The organism is Mesorhizobium sp. M0500, from assembly GCF_040321165.1.
GTDB lineage: Bacteria > Pseudomonadota > Alphaproteobacteria > Rhizobiales > Rhizobiaceae > Mesorhizobium.
On the sequence record NZ_JAMYRB010000002.1, the window covers coordinates 389070 to 404721 of the forward strand.

The window sequence follows — 15652 nt, forward strand, 5'->3', positions numbered from 1 at the left end:
AGGGCGCCGTTCGCTCTATAGCGCAGTTCTTCCCGGCAATCCCGCGCGATATGGAAGACGTCTCACAGCTGCGTCAGATCACTCATCAGGCCGGATGCCACCGACAGCCGCGACACGGTGATGTCGCCGCCCTCGGTCAGCGCCTGCAACCGCTCGCGGATGCGTCCGACCCGTTCGCCGCCGGCCTCCAACCATGCCGACACCGGATCCGCCGCCTCGGCATGGCCGGTCAGCGCCGCCACCGCGATGCCGCGCCTGGCCGCGCCGATCGTGTCGGTGGCGCGGGAAAGCGCCAGTTGATCGTAATAATCCGAGGGCGTGATCGAGCGCGCAGCATCTTCGACGCGCGGGATGCGGAAGACATCGCTGACTGCAAAAAACGCCTTGGCGGCAGCGACGATGCCGGCATTTGCCGTCCGCGCCGTCAGCGCTATGTCGGGGATGAGTTCCGCCACATCGGTCAACGCCAGTTGCTCGGCAAGGCTCTCGGGCGCGCCACCCTTCGACAGGCTGTGCCGCCGCTCCTCGATCCGCTCGCGCGAGAAGGCCGGCAGCAGCGAAACGAGCTTCGGCTCCAGCGCCTTGCGCGCATCCTGCAACTCGGCAATCCGCTGCCCGAGCAGTGCAGTGTCGGCATCGTTCTTCAGGTGCCAGCCGCTGGTCACATAGATCAGCCGGCTGACCGCCTGATAGAGGTCGAGCTGGATCTGCCCGTCGATCTGGTTATCGAGTGCATCGATCTGGCGATAGAGCGCCGGCAGTGCAAAGCCATCGCGCACCACGGCGAAGGTGCGCACGACATCGGCGGCACTGCGCCCTGTCGCTTCCTGCAGCCTGTTGACGAAGGACGGGCCGCCGCGATTGACCAGATCATTGGCGACGACACGGGCGATGATCTCGCGGCGCAGGCGATGGCCGTGGATTTCCGCCGCATATTTCTTTGCCATGCGGTCGGGAAAGTAACCCATCAGGTCGCGGTCGAAATGCGGATCGTCCGGCACGTTGCTGGCGACGATATCGGAAAACAGCACGATCTTGGCATAGGCAAGCAGCACGCCGAGCTCGGCCCGGGTGAGCGGCTCGCCGCGCGCTTCGCGCGCGGCAAGAGCCCCCGGCGACGGCAGCGTCTCGACGGCACGGTCGAGCAGCCCGCGCGCCTCGAGCGCCGCCATGAAGCGGCTCTGATGGGCAATGTCGGCAAGGCCGCGCTTGCGAGCAAGGGACAGCGCCAGCGTCTGCTGGTAATTGTTGGACAGCACCAGGGCGCTGACCTCGTCGGTCATCTCGGCCAGCAATTTGTTGCGCGACGGCCGGGTCAACGATCCCTTGCGCATGGCGGAGGCCAGCGCGATCTTGATGTTGACCTCGACGTCTGAGCAGTTCACGCCGCCCGAATTGTCGATCGCATCTGAGTTGCAGCGGCCGCCATTCAATCCGAATTCGATGCGCGCCCGCTGCGTGACGCCGAGATTGGCGCCCTCACCGATGACCTTGGCACGCAGTTCGAGCGCAGTGATCCGGATCGCGTCATTGGCACGGTCGCCGACGTCCTGGTTGGTCTCGCCCGATGCCCTGACATAGGTGCCGATGCCGCCGAACCACAAAAGGTCCGCCGGCGCCTTGAGGATGGCACTCATGATCTCGACCGGCGTGGCCGTTGTCTTGCCGAGGCCGATAGCTGCAGCCGCGGCGGCCGGCAAGGTGATCGACTTCTGGCTGCGCGAGACGATGATGCCGCCTTCGGACAGCTTCGTCTTGTCGTAATCCTGCCAGCTTGAGCGGGCGAGAGCGAACATCCGCCGCCGCTCGGCCATCGAAGCGGCCATGTCGGGATCGGGATCGATGAAGATGTCGCGATGATCGAAGGCGGCGATCAGCCGGGTCTGCTCCGACAGCAGCATGCCGTTGCCGAACACGTCGCCCGACATGTCGCCAACGCCGACGACGGTGAACGGCGTGGTTTGGATGTCGCGGTTCATCTCGCGGAAATGCCGCTTGACCGCTTCCCAGGCGCCCTTGGCGGTGATGCCCATCTTCTTGTGGTCGTAGCCGGCCGAACCGCCGCTGGCGAAAGCGTCGTCGAGCCAGAAGCCGTGCCTTTCGCTGATGGCGTTGGCGATGTCCGAGAAGGTCGCCGTGCCCTTGTCCGCGGCGACGACGAAATACGGATCATCCTGATCGCGCCGCACGACGCCGGCTGGCGGGATGACGCCGTCCAGCCCGATATTGTCGGTGATCGACAACAGGCTGGAAACGTAATTCTTGTAGGCGGCCGTGCCGGCCTCGAAAATTGCGTCGCGCCCGGCGCTCATCGGCAGCTTTTTCGGGTAGAAGCCGCCCTTGGCGCCAACCGGCACGATCACCGCATTCTTGACCTGCTGTGCCTTGACCAGGCCGAGCACCTCGGTGCGATAGTCCTGCGCACGGTCCGACCAGCGCAGGCCGCCGCGCGCGACTGGGCCGAAGCGCAGATGCACACCCTCGACCTCGGAGCCGTAGACGAAGATCTCCCGCCATGGCCGCGGCGCCGGCAGCCCGTCGACCGATTGCGAATCGAGCTTGATCGCCAGCGATTGGCCTTTCCGTTTCGTATCGGCAACGAAATGATTGGTGCGCAGCGAGGCTTCGATCAGATTCAGATAACGGCGGATGATGGTGTCGTCGTCAATGTTGGGAACGTCTTCCAGCGCATCCGTGATCTTGGCTTTCAGATGTTTGGCCTGAACGACGCCTTCCGTCTCGGCCGTCGGGCTGAGGCGGGCGACAAACAGCGCATGCAGGCCGCGGGCGATCTCGGGATAACGGTTGAGTGCGGCGGCGATGAAATCCTGGCTCTGCGGGATGCCGGCCTGCTGCAGATAGCGGCCATAGGCGCGCAGGACGGTGATCTCGCCCGACCACAGGCCGGCGGTCTGGGCAAGGCCGTTATAGCCGTCATTGTCGACATCGCCGCGCCAGACGGAAAGGAACGCATCCTCGAACAGCGCGCCGCCATTGCCGAGGTCGATCGGCCTGCCGTAGCTGTTCTCGAGTTCCATGTCGTGGATGAAGACCATGCCGGATTGAATGTCGCCGACCTCGAAAGTGCGCTCGCTGATGACGCGGAAACCGATGTTTTCCAGCACGGGCACGCGCCGCGACAGCGCCACCGGGCTGCCATGGTGATAGATCTTCAGCGCCGCCTGATGCGGCTTCTGGACGGTGTGACGGTAATAGTCGATGGCGATCGGATTTGACGCATCGAGCTTGGCGATGCGCCCGGCGTCGGCCAGCGCCACGGCCGGCGGAAAACTGTCGCGATAACTTTCCGAAAAACGCGAGGCGATGGCCGTGAGTCTCGCATCGGCGCCGGTCTCTGTCGCGGTCTCGCGCAGTGCATCGTCCCAGGTCCGTACGATGTCGCGGATCGCCGCCTCGATCGTCGCCTGCTCGACCTTCGGCGTCCTGCCGCCGGAGCGGCCGATGATGAAATGGACGCGCGCCAGCCCGCCTTCCGGGAAGGCCGGATAATAGGCCGACAGCCGGCCTTCGAAGACGGTCTTCAGATAGGTGCCGATCTTCTCGCGCACGACGCTGTCGTAGCGGTCGCGCGGCACGAAGACGAGCACGGAGACGAAGCGGTCGAACTGGTCGACACGCACCAATGCCCTGACGCGCGGTCGCTCGATCAAGCCCAGTATGGCTTCGGCATGCTTGCGCAGGATCGGCACCGAAACCTGGAACAGCTCGTCGCGCGGATAGCTCTCCAGCACGTTGATCAAAGCTTTGCCGGAATGGTCGCTTGGATTGAAGCCGGATTTGGCAATGACGGTTTCCGCCTTCGAGCGCAGGTAGGGGATTTTCATCACCGAGCGCGTATAGGCAGTCGAGGTGAACAGGCCGACGATACGGAGCTCGCCTGAAAGCACGCCTTTGCCGGTGTAGGTCTTGACGCCAATGTAGTCGAGGTAGATGCGGCGGTGCACCGATGACTTGGCGTTGGCCTTGGTGACGATCAGCGGTTCCGGCCCATGCAGGAAGGCACGGATTTCCGGGGTCGTGCTCACCGCTTCGGTGCCGCGCCTGAGCACCAGCACGTCGGGATCGGAAAGGATGCCGAGGCCGGGCTTTTCGGCGCGCTCGAGCATGCCGCTCGTCTCGCCGCCAGTGTAGTTGAATTCGCGCATGCCGAGAAAGGTGAAATTGTCGTCGCGCAGCCATTCGAGGAAGGCGATCGCCTCGGTGACATGGGCCTTGTCGAGCGGCACTGGCGAGTAGCGGAATTCCGAGATCGCCTGGTCGAGGCGGGCAAGCATCGGCTTCCAGTCGGTGACGGCGGCTCGCACCTGGCCGAGCAGCTTCGTCAGGCGTGCGGCCAGGCCTTCGGCCTGCTCGGCCGAAAGGCGGCCGATATGGACATGGATGACGCTCAGTCGGTCATGGCTGTGGTCGCCCTTGGCATAACCGCCATCGCCGAGGATTTCCTCGACGCCGTTCTTGCCGTGCCTGACGACTATGACCGGATGGGTAACCAGCAGCGGCTCGCCGGCGCTTTCTGTAATCTCGCCGAGGACGGAATCGAACAGGAACGGCATGTTGTCGTTGACGACGGTGATCACCGTCATCGGCCGGCCCTGGCGGACGACACCGGAATCAACGTCTATGGCAACGACGCAGTCGTCCTTCTTGTGCCTGGCCACTGCGCGGCCGGCGAGTTCGGCAGCGCGTTCGAGATCGATGACGTCGTAGGCGGCGACATCTTCGGCCGGAGCTCGGGCCAGCAAGTAGTCGGCAAGCCTGCCGGGCTTTTCGCCACCCGCGGCTTCACCCCTCGTCACGCCGGCCTTTTTCAACCGGCTCGCTGACTTTACGCTGGCCATGAGTCCCTCCCGTCACATGTTTTTGCGGCTATGCTAACAGATGACGGGTATTTGGCGACAAAGGTTTGACGGCTTGCGACGAAATGTCGGAATTCACCGGCAGCCTGGCGAAAACGAGGAGAAATCCGCCATGACGGAGAAAATTACCGCGCTTGACCTGGCACCGGCGGAGCTGAGCGACGCGACCAAGGCCTATTTCGCCAAGTGCCGGGAGAAGCTCGGCCTCGTTCCCAATGTGCTGCTCGCCTATGCCTTCGACGAGAAGAAGCTGCGCGCTTTCACCGACATGTACAATGATTTGATGCTGGGTGAATCCGGCCTGTCGAAACTCGAGCGCGAGATGATCGCGGTGGCCGTCTCGTCGGTCAACCATTGCTACTATTGCCTGGTCGCGCATGGCGCGGCGGTGCGCCAGCTTTCCGGCGACCCGGCCTTCGGCGAGATGATGGTGATGAATTTTCGCGCCGCCGAGCTGTCGGACAGGCAACGCGCCATGCTCGAATTCGCGGTGAAGCTGACCGAGCAGCCGGCAAAGATCGTCGAAGCGGACCGGGCGGCGCTGCGGCAAGTCGGCTTTTCCGACCGCGACATCTGGGACGTCGCCTCGACCGCGGCGTTCTTCAACATGTCGAACCGGCTGGCATCGGCAATCGACATGCGGCCGAACGATGAATACCATGCGATGGCGCGATAGGGCACCGCCGTTGCGAGCCAACCGCACATTATATTAGCTACTTCGCATTCTCGTTGCTTGTTTGCCGGTTTGGTCCGATGATCGGCATGCGGCATGACCGCATGCCGGTTCGATGCCGCCGATCAAAGGAGGAGAACATGGCGAAATTTCTCTACGTCTATCACGGCTCGGGCAAGATGCCGACCGAGGAGGCCGAACGGAAGGCAGCGATGGATGCCTGGAACGGCTGGTACGGCAAGCTTGGCTCAGCCGTGGTCGATGGTGGCAATCCAGTCGGCATGTCGAAGACCCTGCTGCCCGGCGGCAAGGTCGAGAACAATGGCGGTAGCAATCCGACCGCCGGTTACACCATCATCGAAGCGAAAGACATCGACGATGCCGTCGGCAAAGCCAAGGATTGTCCTATCCTGACGGACCCGGGTTTCAGCGTCGAGATTGCGCCGATAATCGAAATGGGTTGACGCGCCGGCTCAGGACCGCGCCGCGATAGCCGCCGCAGCGCCGGCCATGGTTCCGGCGCTGACGCGGTTGGCGATCTTCATCGCCCGCTTGCTTTTGAGCAGCTTGCGCGCCTGTGATGCGGCGAGCACCCAGGTCAAATCGATAGCGACCAGGACAACGGCCATGGTCGCGGTCAGCTCGACCCAGCCGATCATGCTGACCGAACCGAGGTCGATGATGGTCGGCAGCAGCGCCAGGTAGAACATCATGATCTTGGGATTGCCGAGCGTCACCGCCATGCCGGCAAAGAACAGTCTGACGGGCGAATCTTCGCGCGGCAGCGCGCCTTCCTTGGCCTCGACCGGTGCCGTCCACATCTTCCAGGCCAGCCAGCCGAGATAGGCGACGCCGACCCACTTCACGACGACAAAGGCAAAGTGGAACGTCTGCGCCACCACGGCGAGGCCAAACACCGCCAGGGACAGCCAGATCGCTTCGCCGATCCACATGGCAAGCAGGAACGGAAACACGTCGCGAAACCCTTTCGAGATGACCCGCGCCACAAGAGCGGCGATCGATGGGCCGGGCGAGCCGGCTGCAACAAGCAGGGCGCCGGCAAAAATCAGCAGCGACGTGAAATGCATGACGCGGTCTCGTTTGAAATGTTTGGGTCGTTCAACATAACCCAACTGTTCCGGCGACGGTAGCGTCTACCGAAAGAAGGCTTGTCGGCCAGGCACCTCACGGCTAGAGATGTCGTTCCGAAATCTTTTCCGAGCTTCACTTTGCCTACGTAACCGCCGGTCTCGTCAACTCCCCCAACACAGAGCAGGGCGTCGCAGTCGCGATGCCTGTTTTCACATCATGTGTTCCTCGGGTGGCGGTTCGAGACCGGTTTGGCACTGCTGAACCGCTGTCGCGCATAACCACCCGCGACACCTGATTTCCGACTGCCGCAGTCTCTCGCCACGCCGTGCCCGCAAGGGTTCTCGATATCGCCGATCTGACGAACTTCCCGACGGGAAGGGCTTTTCGGCATGCCTTCGATACTGCGTATCCGCTGGGCGATCACACCCAAGACCGCACCTCGACCTCACCTCAACTGCAATCGCTGCGGCAGCTTGAAAGCCTATCGCTGCAGCGGCAAATTCCGCGTCAATGCCAATGGCAAGCGCATTGACGCCTGGTTGATCTACCGCTGCATCGACTGCGACAATTCCTGGAATTTCGGCATTCTGGAGCGCTGCAGCCGCCGCGATATCGAACCGGCAATATTGCAGGCGCTCGAAAGCAACGATCCGGTCCTGGCGCGGCGCCATGCCTTCGATGTTGCCGCATTGCGAAGCAGGATCGGGCGCGTCGAGGAGTTTCCTGAAGCCATCGTTCATAAGCAGGTGCTCAGGGACAGGCCGGAAAATACCAGCGCTCTCGAACTTCAGCTCTGGCTCGAAATGCCGACAACGCTGCGGCTCGACCGGTTGCTGGCCAGCGAACTCGGTGTCCCGCGATCGCGGCTACAGGTTTGGGAAGAGAAACGATTGCTGGTCATTGGTCCGGACGGGGGCAAAGCCTTGCGCAAGCCGGCTCGAGCGGGAACGACGATCCGCGTCTATCTCGTCGGCGAGCCCGACCGGGAAGCCATCATCTCGGCTGCCGGCGGATGAAACAACGAGGGAAGGGAGCACACGAGTGCTCCCTTCCCTCGTTGTTGTAGACTACAAGAAAGAAACTTGCGCCGCGCCGACCACTTTCGCCGATTTCCCGAAACGCAATCCTAAGCTGTTTCCAAATCCTTGGCATTTTTCCTTCGGTGAAACGCGCCAAGGAATCGCAAGGGAAGAGTAAGCATCGATAGATTGGGATGTGCCTTGCGCATCATTTTCCATGCGTAACGGTCTGCCTGCCGTTCCTGATCAGGATCCTGTCCAGATTCGACATGCTGCAGCGCGTGGTGTCCTACCTCATGATAGAGCGTTTTCTCGATCATGAATCTCCGAACTACGTTCCCAATCCTGTGCTCGGATGGGCGTCGCCAGACAATCTCGATGACCGATACCGCCTGGAGGTAGGTACCGGCGAATTCGGGCTCGGGAGGTTCCGGGATTATGTAGATTCGCGAAATGCCAACCAGATCGGCTTCAGGTACATTTGCCAGCCAGCGGCCAACGTGCCGAGAGGCTTCAAAGCGACTGTCGAGCTTGCCATGCTCCAGAACAATGATGCCGCCGACCGAAGACCGCCGCCAGTCGTCCATTGCAAAGCGGACGATGCTGCGGAGCGCAGCTCGCATGAGGGGAGTTATCGGTCTTGCGAGCGAAGCCGACATATATCGTCGGGATGCGTCTTCGTTGATATCGTGCAGAGCAGTAGCGAGGCCCGCCACAAGCGTTGCGATTTCGTGATGGGAAACCTTGCCTAGATCGATCCTTGCAAGTTCGTGCTCGATCGCTGGCAATACTGCATTGCCAAATCCAACAAGATTCTTGTGAGCAACGAGCCTTCGCCGCATGTCATCTTGCATAAGGCTCCGGACGAAAGCCAGAACGGCATTTCCCACACCCGTTTCCCCGCCTTTACCCACAGCTAAACTACCGTGACAAAGAAGGAGAGAGCGAAAATATCATGGTATTGCGACGACTCCGCTGTAGCCTCTGAAGAGACACTGAGCGGCCGGCGCCACATTCCTTCTGGCGACAAGCCGTGTCCGCTCAGCGGGAAGGAACGCGTGTTTCGCCCCTCCATTCCGCCCAGAATAAAAGCTCTTACGCCGCGCCGACCACTTTCGCCGACTTCTCAAAACGCTTGCGCTCGTTCGGATCGAGATAGAGCTTGCGCAGGCGGATGGTCTTCGGCGTCACTTCGACCAGCTCGTCGTCCTGGATCCAGGCCAGCGCGCGTTCCAGCGTCATGCGGATCGGCGGTGTCAGCTTCACCGCCTCGTCCTTGCCGGCGGCGCGGATGTTGGTCAGCTTCTTGCCCTTGAGCACGTTGACTTCGAGGTCGTTGTCCCTGGAATGGATGCCGATGATCATGCCCTGATAGACCTTGACGCCGGGGTCGATGACCATCGGGCCGCGGTCTTCCAGGTTCCACATGGCGTACGCCACCGATTCACCCTGTTCGTTGGAGATCAGCACGCCGTTGGTACGGCCCGGCAGCTCACCCTTGTAAGGTTCATAGGCATGGAACAGCCGGTTCATCACAGCGGTGCCGCGCGTGTCGGTCAACAGTTCCGACTGGTAGCCGATCAATCCGCGCGTCGGTGCGTGAAAGACGATGCGCTGGCGATTGCCGCCCGAAGGGCGAAGCTCGACCATCTCGGCCTTGCGCTCCGACATCTTCTGCACGACGACGCCGGCATGCTCCTCGTCGACGTCGATGACGACTTCCTCGACCGGCTCCAGTAATTCGCCGCTGTCGCCCTTCTGCATGACAACGCGCGGCCGCGACACGGCGATCTCAAAACCTTCGCGGCGCATCGTCTCGATCAGCACGGCCAGCTGCAATTCGCCGCGGCCGGAGACGAAGAACGAATCCTTATCCGGCGATTCCTCGATCTTCAGCGCGACATTGCCTTCGGCCTCGCGCAGCAGGCGGTCGCGGATGACGCGGCTGGTCACCTTGTCGCCTTCGGTGCCGGCCAGCGGCGAATCATTGACCAGGAACGACATCGTCACGGTCGGCGGATCGATCGGCTGCGCATGCAGCGGTTCCGTCACCGACGGGTCGCAGAAGGTGTCGGCGACGGTGCCCTTCGACAGGCCGGCAATAGCGACGATGTCGCCCGCCTGCGCCTCGTCGATGGGCTGGCGCTCGAGCCCGCGGAAAGCGAGGATCTTCGAAATGCGGCCGGTTTCGACCTGGGTGCCGTCATGGTGCAGCACCTTGACAGCCTGGTTGGATTTCAGCGTGCCGGATTCGATACGGCCGGTGATGATGCGGCCGAGGAACGGATTGGCTTCCAGGATGGTGCCGATCATGCGGAACGGGCCGGGATGAACGGTCGGCGCCGGCACGTGCTTGATGACGAGGTCGAACAGCGGCGCCAGAGCCTGGTCCTTCGGACCTTCGGGGTTTTCCGAGACCCAGCCGTCGCGGCCTGAACCATAAAGGATAGGGAAGTCGAGCTGCTCGTCGGTGGCGTCAAGTGCTGCAAAAAGATCGAACACCTCGTTGACCACTTCGACGTGACGGGCATCGGGCCGGTCGATCTTGTTGATGACGACGATCGGCTTCAGTCCAACCTTGAGCGCCTTGCCGACGACGAATTTGGTCTGCGGCATCGGCCCCTCGGCGGCGTCGACCAGCACGATGGCCGAATCCACCATCGACAGAATGCGCTCGACCTCGCCGCCGAAGTCGGCGTGGCCGGGCGTGTCGACGATGTTGATGCGGGTGTCCTTCCAGTCGACCGAGGTCGCCTTGGCCAGGATGGTGATGCCGCGTTCCTTTTCGAGGTCGTTCGAATCCATGGCGCGCTCGGCGACGCGCTGGTTGTCGCGGAACGAGCCGGACTGTTTCAGAAGCTGGTCGACAAGGGTGGTTTTTCCATGGTCGACGTGCGCGATGATCGCGATATTGCGGATTTTCATGTTTCGGTCTCGGGAGCGTTGCAGGCAGCAGGCCAAAAGGCGCTGCCTCTTTCGGTTGGGCGGCTCATACAGGGTTTTTCGCAATTGCGAAAGAGGAGGCGAGCCACCAAATAAAGTCACCAAATCTTAAATGTCTTGGTGTGAAGTGGAATTATTAACCAAGGCGGAACCTTTCATGGTCCGGACAGTTCGAATTTCATGATCGAGATAGGCATCAAACTCCGGCCGATTTTGGCATGTACCGCGCTCGCCGTCCTCCTCGCGGCCGGCGCGGCGCAGTCGGCGGCGTCGTTCAAGGAGACGCGGTCTGCTTTGCCGTCCGACAAGCCGTCGGCGGAGCAGCTTTTTGCCGATGCTCCCGATGGCGTCGATCCGGTGGTGACCGGGCCGGTCAGCGCCGCCTTCAAGCAGCGGCAGCAAAATGCCGGATGCGACAGCGCCGTCTGGCCCAACATTCCCGTCGTCTGCTATCCCGATTGATATACGCCCTACCCTCGGGCTGGCCCGAGGGTAGTGGCGCCGTCGCTCACGCCGACCGCACCGGATCGAGCGTGACCTTGTCGAGCGTGACCTTGTAGAGTTCGCTGTCGTCGCGATCCATCAGCCGCACCGTCAACTGCTCGGTGGCGCCATCGATTTCGACGAGCCCGAAGAACTGCAGGCCGGCCGAAGGCGCCAGGTTTTGACCCTGTTCGGCAGTTGGTGCCTTTATGAACTTCAGCTCCGGGCCGAATGTCATATCGAAACCATTAGGCCCGAACGTGCCGGAATGGATCGGACCCGAAACGAATTCCCAAAACGGATTGAAGTCCTGGAACTGCGCCTTGTCCGGATTGTAGTAATGCGCGGCTGTGTAATGCACGTCTGCGGTGAGCCAGACAGTGTTGCTGATACCCGCATTCTTTATATAGCGAAGAAGGTCGGCAATTTCCAGCTCACGCCCTTTGGCCGGGCCATTGTCGCCATTGCTGACCGCCTCGGCCCCTACCTTCTTGGTGCCGTCGTTCCAGACGACGAGGCCGAGCGGCATGTCGGCGGCGATGATTTTCCAGGTTGCGTTGGAATTCGCCAGTTCACGCTTCAGCCATTTGATCTGCTGTTCACCGAGGATGCGCGATTGCGGCGTCATCGTCTCCTGCATATCCGGACCGTTGGGGCCGCGGTAGGAACGCATGTCGAGGAAGAACACGTCGAGCAGCGGACCATAGGCGATCTTGCGGTAGACGCGGCCGGGCTCCGACGGCTCGTAACGGATCGTCGTCATTTCGTGGAAGGCGCGCGCCGCACGTGCCGTCAGCACATGGATGGATTTTTCAGTGTAGCGATCGTCGGCGCTCAGGTCCTTCGAGTCCGACCAGTTGTTCAGCACCTCGTGGTCATCCCACTGATAGAAGGTCGGACAGATGGCGCTGAGCGCCAGCACATGCCTGTCCATCATGTTGTATTTCCACTGCGCCCGGTATTCGTCCAGCGTCTCGGCAACCTTGCGCTTCTCGTCGATCAGCACTTTGTTTTTCCACTTGCCGCCGTTGGGCAGGTCGACCTCGTCCTTCATCGCACCATCGGCATAGATCGTATCGCCCGAATGCAGGAAGAAGTCGGGCGTGTGCTTGGCAATGGTGGCGTAGGTCTTCATGCCGGTCTCGTCGATGCCCCAGCCTTGGCCGGCGGTGTCGCCCGACCAAGCAAAGCGAATGTCGCGCTTCGAGGCAGGTGCCGTGCGGAAGCGGCCCACGACCGGCTCGGAAACGGCGTTGATGTCGGCAAGATCGGCCGCGACCATGCGGTAGAAGATGTCCTGGTCGGAGGCGAGATCGGTAAGCAGCCGCTTCACCGTATAATCGCTGGCCGGCGAGGTATCGAGCGGCGCCAGGCGGACGGCATTGGTGAAGCTTTCGGTCGGCGACACCTCGAACATGACGCGCGACGGCCGGTCGGTGCGTGTCCAGACCATGCCGCTGGTGGCGTCGACGTCGCCGGACTGGATGCCATGGGTGAAAGCCGGGCGCTGATTGGCGCGCGAGTAATAGGGAAGCGCCAGGCCCGAGGCGCCGACCAGGCCAACGGCGCTGGCCGACGTGACGAAAGCGCGCCGCGTCATCGAAATCTTGTTCATGGCTGTCTCCTGGATGGCATTGAACGTCGCCGCCAAGCTCCAGCTTCAATGTTTCAGGCACATTTCGAAACGATGAAGGTTTCGTAACAACCAACAGGAGCGCTAGCTCTTTCCTTCTCCCCTTGTGGGAGAAGGTGGATTGGCGCGCAGCGCCAAGACGGTTGAGGGGTGCTGGACGGAGTGCCGGCGGTTCCAAGCTGGAACACCCCTCATCCGGCCGAGCTTCGCTCGGCCACCTTCTCCCACAAGGGGAGAAGGGAAAGCCGCACCGTTGGCGCACCCCTAAGCCGCTTGCGGTTCCGGGTCGAACGCCTGGCGGCTGGTGTTGATCAGCAGCGAAATGCAGGCGGCGGCAATCGCGGTCATGCCTGCTATCATGAAGGCAAGCTCGTAATTGCCTTGCAGCTCGCGCATGGTGCCGCCGAAGAAGGCCGCTGTCGCGGCGCCAACCTGATGGCCTGCGACGATCCAGCCGAAGACGATCGGCCCGCTGCGGTCGCCGAACGCCTCGTTGGAAAGCTTGAGCGTCGGCGGCACCGTGGCGATCCAGTCCAGTCCGTAAAACACGGCGAAGATGATCAGGCTGGTCGCCGAGAAGCCGGAATAGGGCAAATAGATCAGCGACAGGCCGCGAATACCGTAATAGACGCCGAGCAGCTTGCGCGGGTCGAAACGGTCGGTGAGCCAGCCCGACAGCGTCGTGCCGATAAGATCGAAGATGCCCATCATCGAGAGCAGGCCTGCAGCCTGCACTTCGCCAATGCCCATATCGCCGCAAAAGGCGATCAGGTGAGTGCCGACCAACCCGTTGGTGGTGAAGCCGCAGACGAAGAAAGTGGCGAACAGATACCAGAACACGCGCGTGCCGGCGGCGCGGCGCAGCGTGCTCAGCGTGTGCGAAAGGAAATTGCCTTGCGAGGCTGGCGGCACCGGCGGCACGTCGTCGGCATCGGCGCCATAGCGGACCATGCCGATCGACGCCGGGCGCTCCGGCACCAGCATATAGACCAGCGGCACCAGGCAGGCGGTGGCCACGGCAATGGCGATGGCGACCGGCTTCCAGCCGCCCGACTGGGCGAGCGAGGCGAGCAGCGGCAGGAAGACCAGCAGCCCGGTGGCACTGGACGCCGACATCAGTCCCATCACCAAGCCGCGATTGGTCTTGAACCAGCGGTTGACGATGGTCGCGCCGAGCACGGTGGCGACGGCGCCCGAGCTGACGCCGGAAAACACGCCCCAGGTGAGGAGCAGATGCCACGGTTTGGTCATCAACAGGCTGAGCGCGGTCGATCCCGACATCAACAGCAGCGCGGCAAGCAAGGTGCGGCGCAGCCCGATCCGCTCCATCAGCGCCGCGGCAAACGGCCCGGTCAGGCCATAGAGGAAGATGCCGGTGGCCGCCGCCAGCGACACCACGTCGCGCCGCCAGCCGAAACTGTTCTCCAGCGGCAGCATCATGACTGCCGGCGCCGAACGCAGGCCCGCTGCGATCAGCAGGCAAAGGAAGATGACGGCGACCACTACGAAAGCGTAGCGCTGGCCAAACGGGCGGGATTGAGCTATCATGTTACTGACCGGTACGTTGCGGGAGCGCGAAACATACGTACCGACCGGTAACATTGTCAACCAGCTAACCGGCAGACCAGGCATGAAAAGCATTGAACCAACGATCAAGGCGAATGACGCACCCCCGCCTCGCGCCGCCGAACGGATTCTCCAGGTGGCGCGAGACCTGTTCTACCGGCAAGGCATCAGGGCGATCGGCGTCGACGAGATCGTGCGGCGTGCCGGCGTCACCAAGCCCAGCCTCTACCGCAGCTTTCCGTCCAAGGATGAGCTGGCCGCATCCTATCTTCGGCACTATGACCTCGAATTCTGGGAGCGCTTCGACGAGGCGGTGAATGCCCATCCCGGCGATCCGCGCGCGCAGATCGTCGCCTTCCTGACGCGTGTCGGCAAGCGTACGCAAAAGCCCGACTATCGCGGCTGCGGCATGACCAATGCCGCGGTCGAATATCCCGAACATGGCCATCCGGCCCGTGTGGTGAGCGAGGCCAACAAGCAGGAATTGCGCCGGCGCTTGCGTGCCATGGCGGCAGAGATGGGCGCCGGCGACGCCGACACGCTGGGCGACGGGCTGCTGCTCCTGATCGAGGGCGCCTATATCAGCGGCCAGCTGTTCGGTGTCGGCGGGCCGGCGCAGTCGGTGGCCCGCAACGCCGATCTTCTGATAGAGGCAAGTTTGAAGAAATAGTGTTCCGTTTTACCAGACCACTGTGCGCAGCCTGACTTCCTCTAGGCTGCTGCTAAATTTGACGGTACGCTGCGCCCCCCGAACTGAGTTGTTCCGCCATGCGCGCTCTCTTGATCCCGCTTGCCCTCGCCGGTTTCTGCCAGGCGGCCCGGGCCGGCGACATATCCAGCGTCTATACCGATCTCGATTGGGAGAAGGACTGCGTCACCTATGCCCAAGCGGAAGAAGGCGACGGGGACTGGGCCGATCTCGCCTGTTCGGGCTACCGCGGTTACCCGGTGCTGGTTTCCTACGACGATGCGCGGGAATCGCTGTTCTACGGCTTTCCACCTGGCGATATGACCACGGTCTGGGAAAGCTTTTCCGGCCTCAATTCGGCTGGACCCAAAGTCGAGTGGCGGATCGAAACCAACGGCAAAACTGCCATTCCCTTCGCCGTCATTCATCGTCGCTCGATCAGCGATACCGAGGGCGAGAACAAGTCGACGGAAGTGCTGATCGTCGCCAAGGTTGCCCAGCCTGACGCCCACGAAGGCTGCACGATCGGCCTTGTGCTCGCCACCGGCAATCCCGCCGCCAACGATCAGGCGCGCAAGCTTGCCGACGAGAAGGCACGCACCTTCGCCTGCGGCAAGGACAAGCGTGAGGTGCTTGGCGACGCGCCCGCTTTCGGCCGCGTCGACAACTGATTATTTG

At 62.3% G+C, this 15652-nt stretch carries 12 protein-coding genes; 6 read left to right on the forward strand and 6 right to left on the reverse strand.

Annotation, left to right across the window (positions count from 1 at the left end):
• Positions 1 to 62: 62 nt before the first annotated feature.
• Complete coding sequence (locus tag NKI70_RS05710; RefSeq protein ID WP_352724366.1) at positions 63 to 4859, reverse strand: NAD-glutamate dehydrogenase; 4797 nt, start codon at positions 4857 to 4859, stop codon at positions 63 to 65.
• A gap of 130 nt (positions 4860 to 4989) precedes the next feature.
• Between NKI70_RS05710 and NKI70_RS05715 the strand changes: the two genes are divergently transcribed.
• Complete coding sequence (locus NKI70_RS05715) at positions 4990 to 5553, forward strand: peroxidase-related enzyme (RefSeq protein ID WP_352574595.1); 564 nt, start codon at positions 4990 to 4992, stop codon at positions 5551 to 5553.
• A 137-nt stretch (positions 5554 to 5690) separates the two neighbouring features.
• Positions 5691 to 6014, forward strand: a complete 324-nt coding sequence (locus NKI70_RS05720) for a YciI family protein (RefSeq protein WP_023678126.1) — start codon at positions 5691 to 5693, stop codon at positions 6012 to 6014.
• 9 nt (positions 6015 to 6023) lie between these two features.
• On the opposite strand, the gene NKI70_RS05725 is transcribed toward NKI70_RS05720, so the two are convergent.
• The gene (locus NKI70_RS05725; protein ID WP_352569503.1) at positions 6024 to 6638 is read right to left on the reverse strand and encodes a LysE family translocator; all 615 of its coding nucleotides are present in this window, start codon (positions 6636 to 6638) and stop codon (positions 6024 to 6026) included.
• 393 nt (positions 6639 to 7031) lie between these two features.
• On the opposite strand from NKI70_RS05725, the gene NKI70_RS05730 reads away from it, so the two are divergent.
• Positions 7032 to 7658, forward strand: coding sequence for a DUF1062 domain-containing protein (locus NKI70_RS05730; RefSeq protein WP_352724367.1), 627 nt, complete (start codon positions 7032 to 7034; stop codon positions 7656 to 7658).
• A gap of 110 nt (positions 7659 to 7768) precedes the next feature.
• Here the strand turns inward: NKI70_RS05730 and NKI70_RS05735 are convergent, their stop codons facing one another.
• Complete coding sequence (locus NKI70_RS05735) at positions 7769 to 8515, reverse strand: M48 family metalloprotease (protein ID WP_352574593.1); 747 nt, start codon at positions 8513 to 8515, stop codon at positions 7769 to 7771.
• A 241-nt stretch (positions 8516 to 8756) separates the two neighbouring features.
• On the reverse strand, positions 8757 to 10586 hold the full coding sequence (gene typA, locus NKI70_RS05740) for a translational GTPase TypA (protein WP_023678130.1): 1830 nt from the start codon (positions 10584 to 10586) through the stop codon (positions 8757 to 8759).
• 198 nt (positions 10587 to 10784) lie between these two features.
• On the opposite strand from typA, the gene NKI70_RS05745 reads away from it, so the two are divergent.
• Positions 10785 to 11066 carry a hypothetical protein gene (locus NKI70_RS05745; protein ID WP_352451242.1) on the forward strand — a complete coding sequence of 94 codons (282 nt, stop codon included), beginning with the start codon at positions 10785 to 10787 and terminating at the stop codon, positions 11064 to 11066.
• A gap of 46 nt (positions 11067 to 11112) precedes the next feature.
• Here NKI70_RS05745 and NKI70_RS05750 read toward each other — a convergent pair whose 3' ends face one another.
• Together NKI70_RS05750 and NKI70_RS05755 are read right to left on the reverse strand one after the other, a co-directional pair.
• Positions 11113 to 12702: an alkaline phosphatase D family protein gene (locus NKI70_RS05750; RefSeq protein WP_352724368.1), complete on the reverse strand. Its 1590-nt coding sequence runs from the start codon at positions 12700 to 12702 to the stop codon at positions 11113 to 11115.
• A gap of 282 nt (positions 12703 to 12984) precedes the next feature.
• Positions 12985 to 14268 carry an MFS transporter gene (locus NKI70_RS05755; RefSeq protein WP_352724369.1) on the reverse strand — a complete coding sequence of 428 codons (1284 nt, stop codon included), beginning with the start codon at positions 14266 to 14268 and terminating at the stop codon, positions 12985 to 12987.
• 82 nt (positions 14269 to 14350) lie between these two features.
• Here NKI70_RS05755 and NKI70_RS05760 point away from each other — a divergent pair, with 82 nt between their 5' ends.
• Positions 14351 to 14956 carry a TetR/AcrR family transcriptional regulator gene (locus NKI70_RS05760; protein WP_352574589.1) on the forward strand — a complete coding sequence of 202 codons (606 nt, stop codon included), beginning with the start codon at positions 14351 to 14353 and terminating at the stop codon, positions 14954 to 14956.
• A 98-nt stretch (positions 14957 to 15054) separates the two neighbouring features.
• Entirely contained in the window at positions 15055 to 15645 is a 591-nt protein-coding gene (locus tag NKI70_RS05765; RefSeq protein WP_352569497.1) for a hypothetical protein, read from the forward strand.
• Positions 15646 to 15652: the final 7 nt, after the last annotated feature.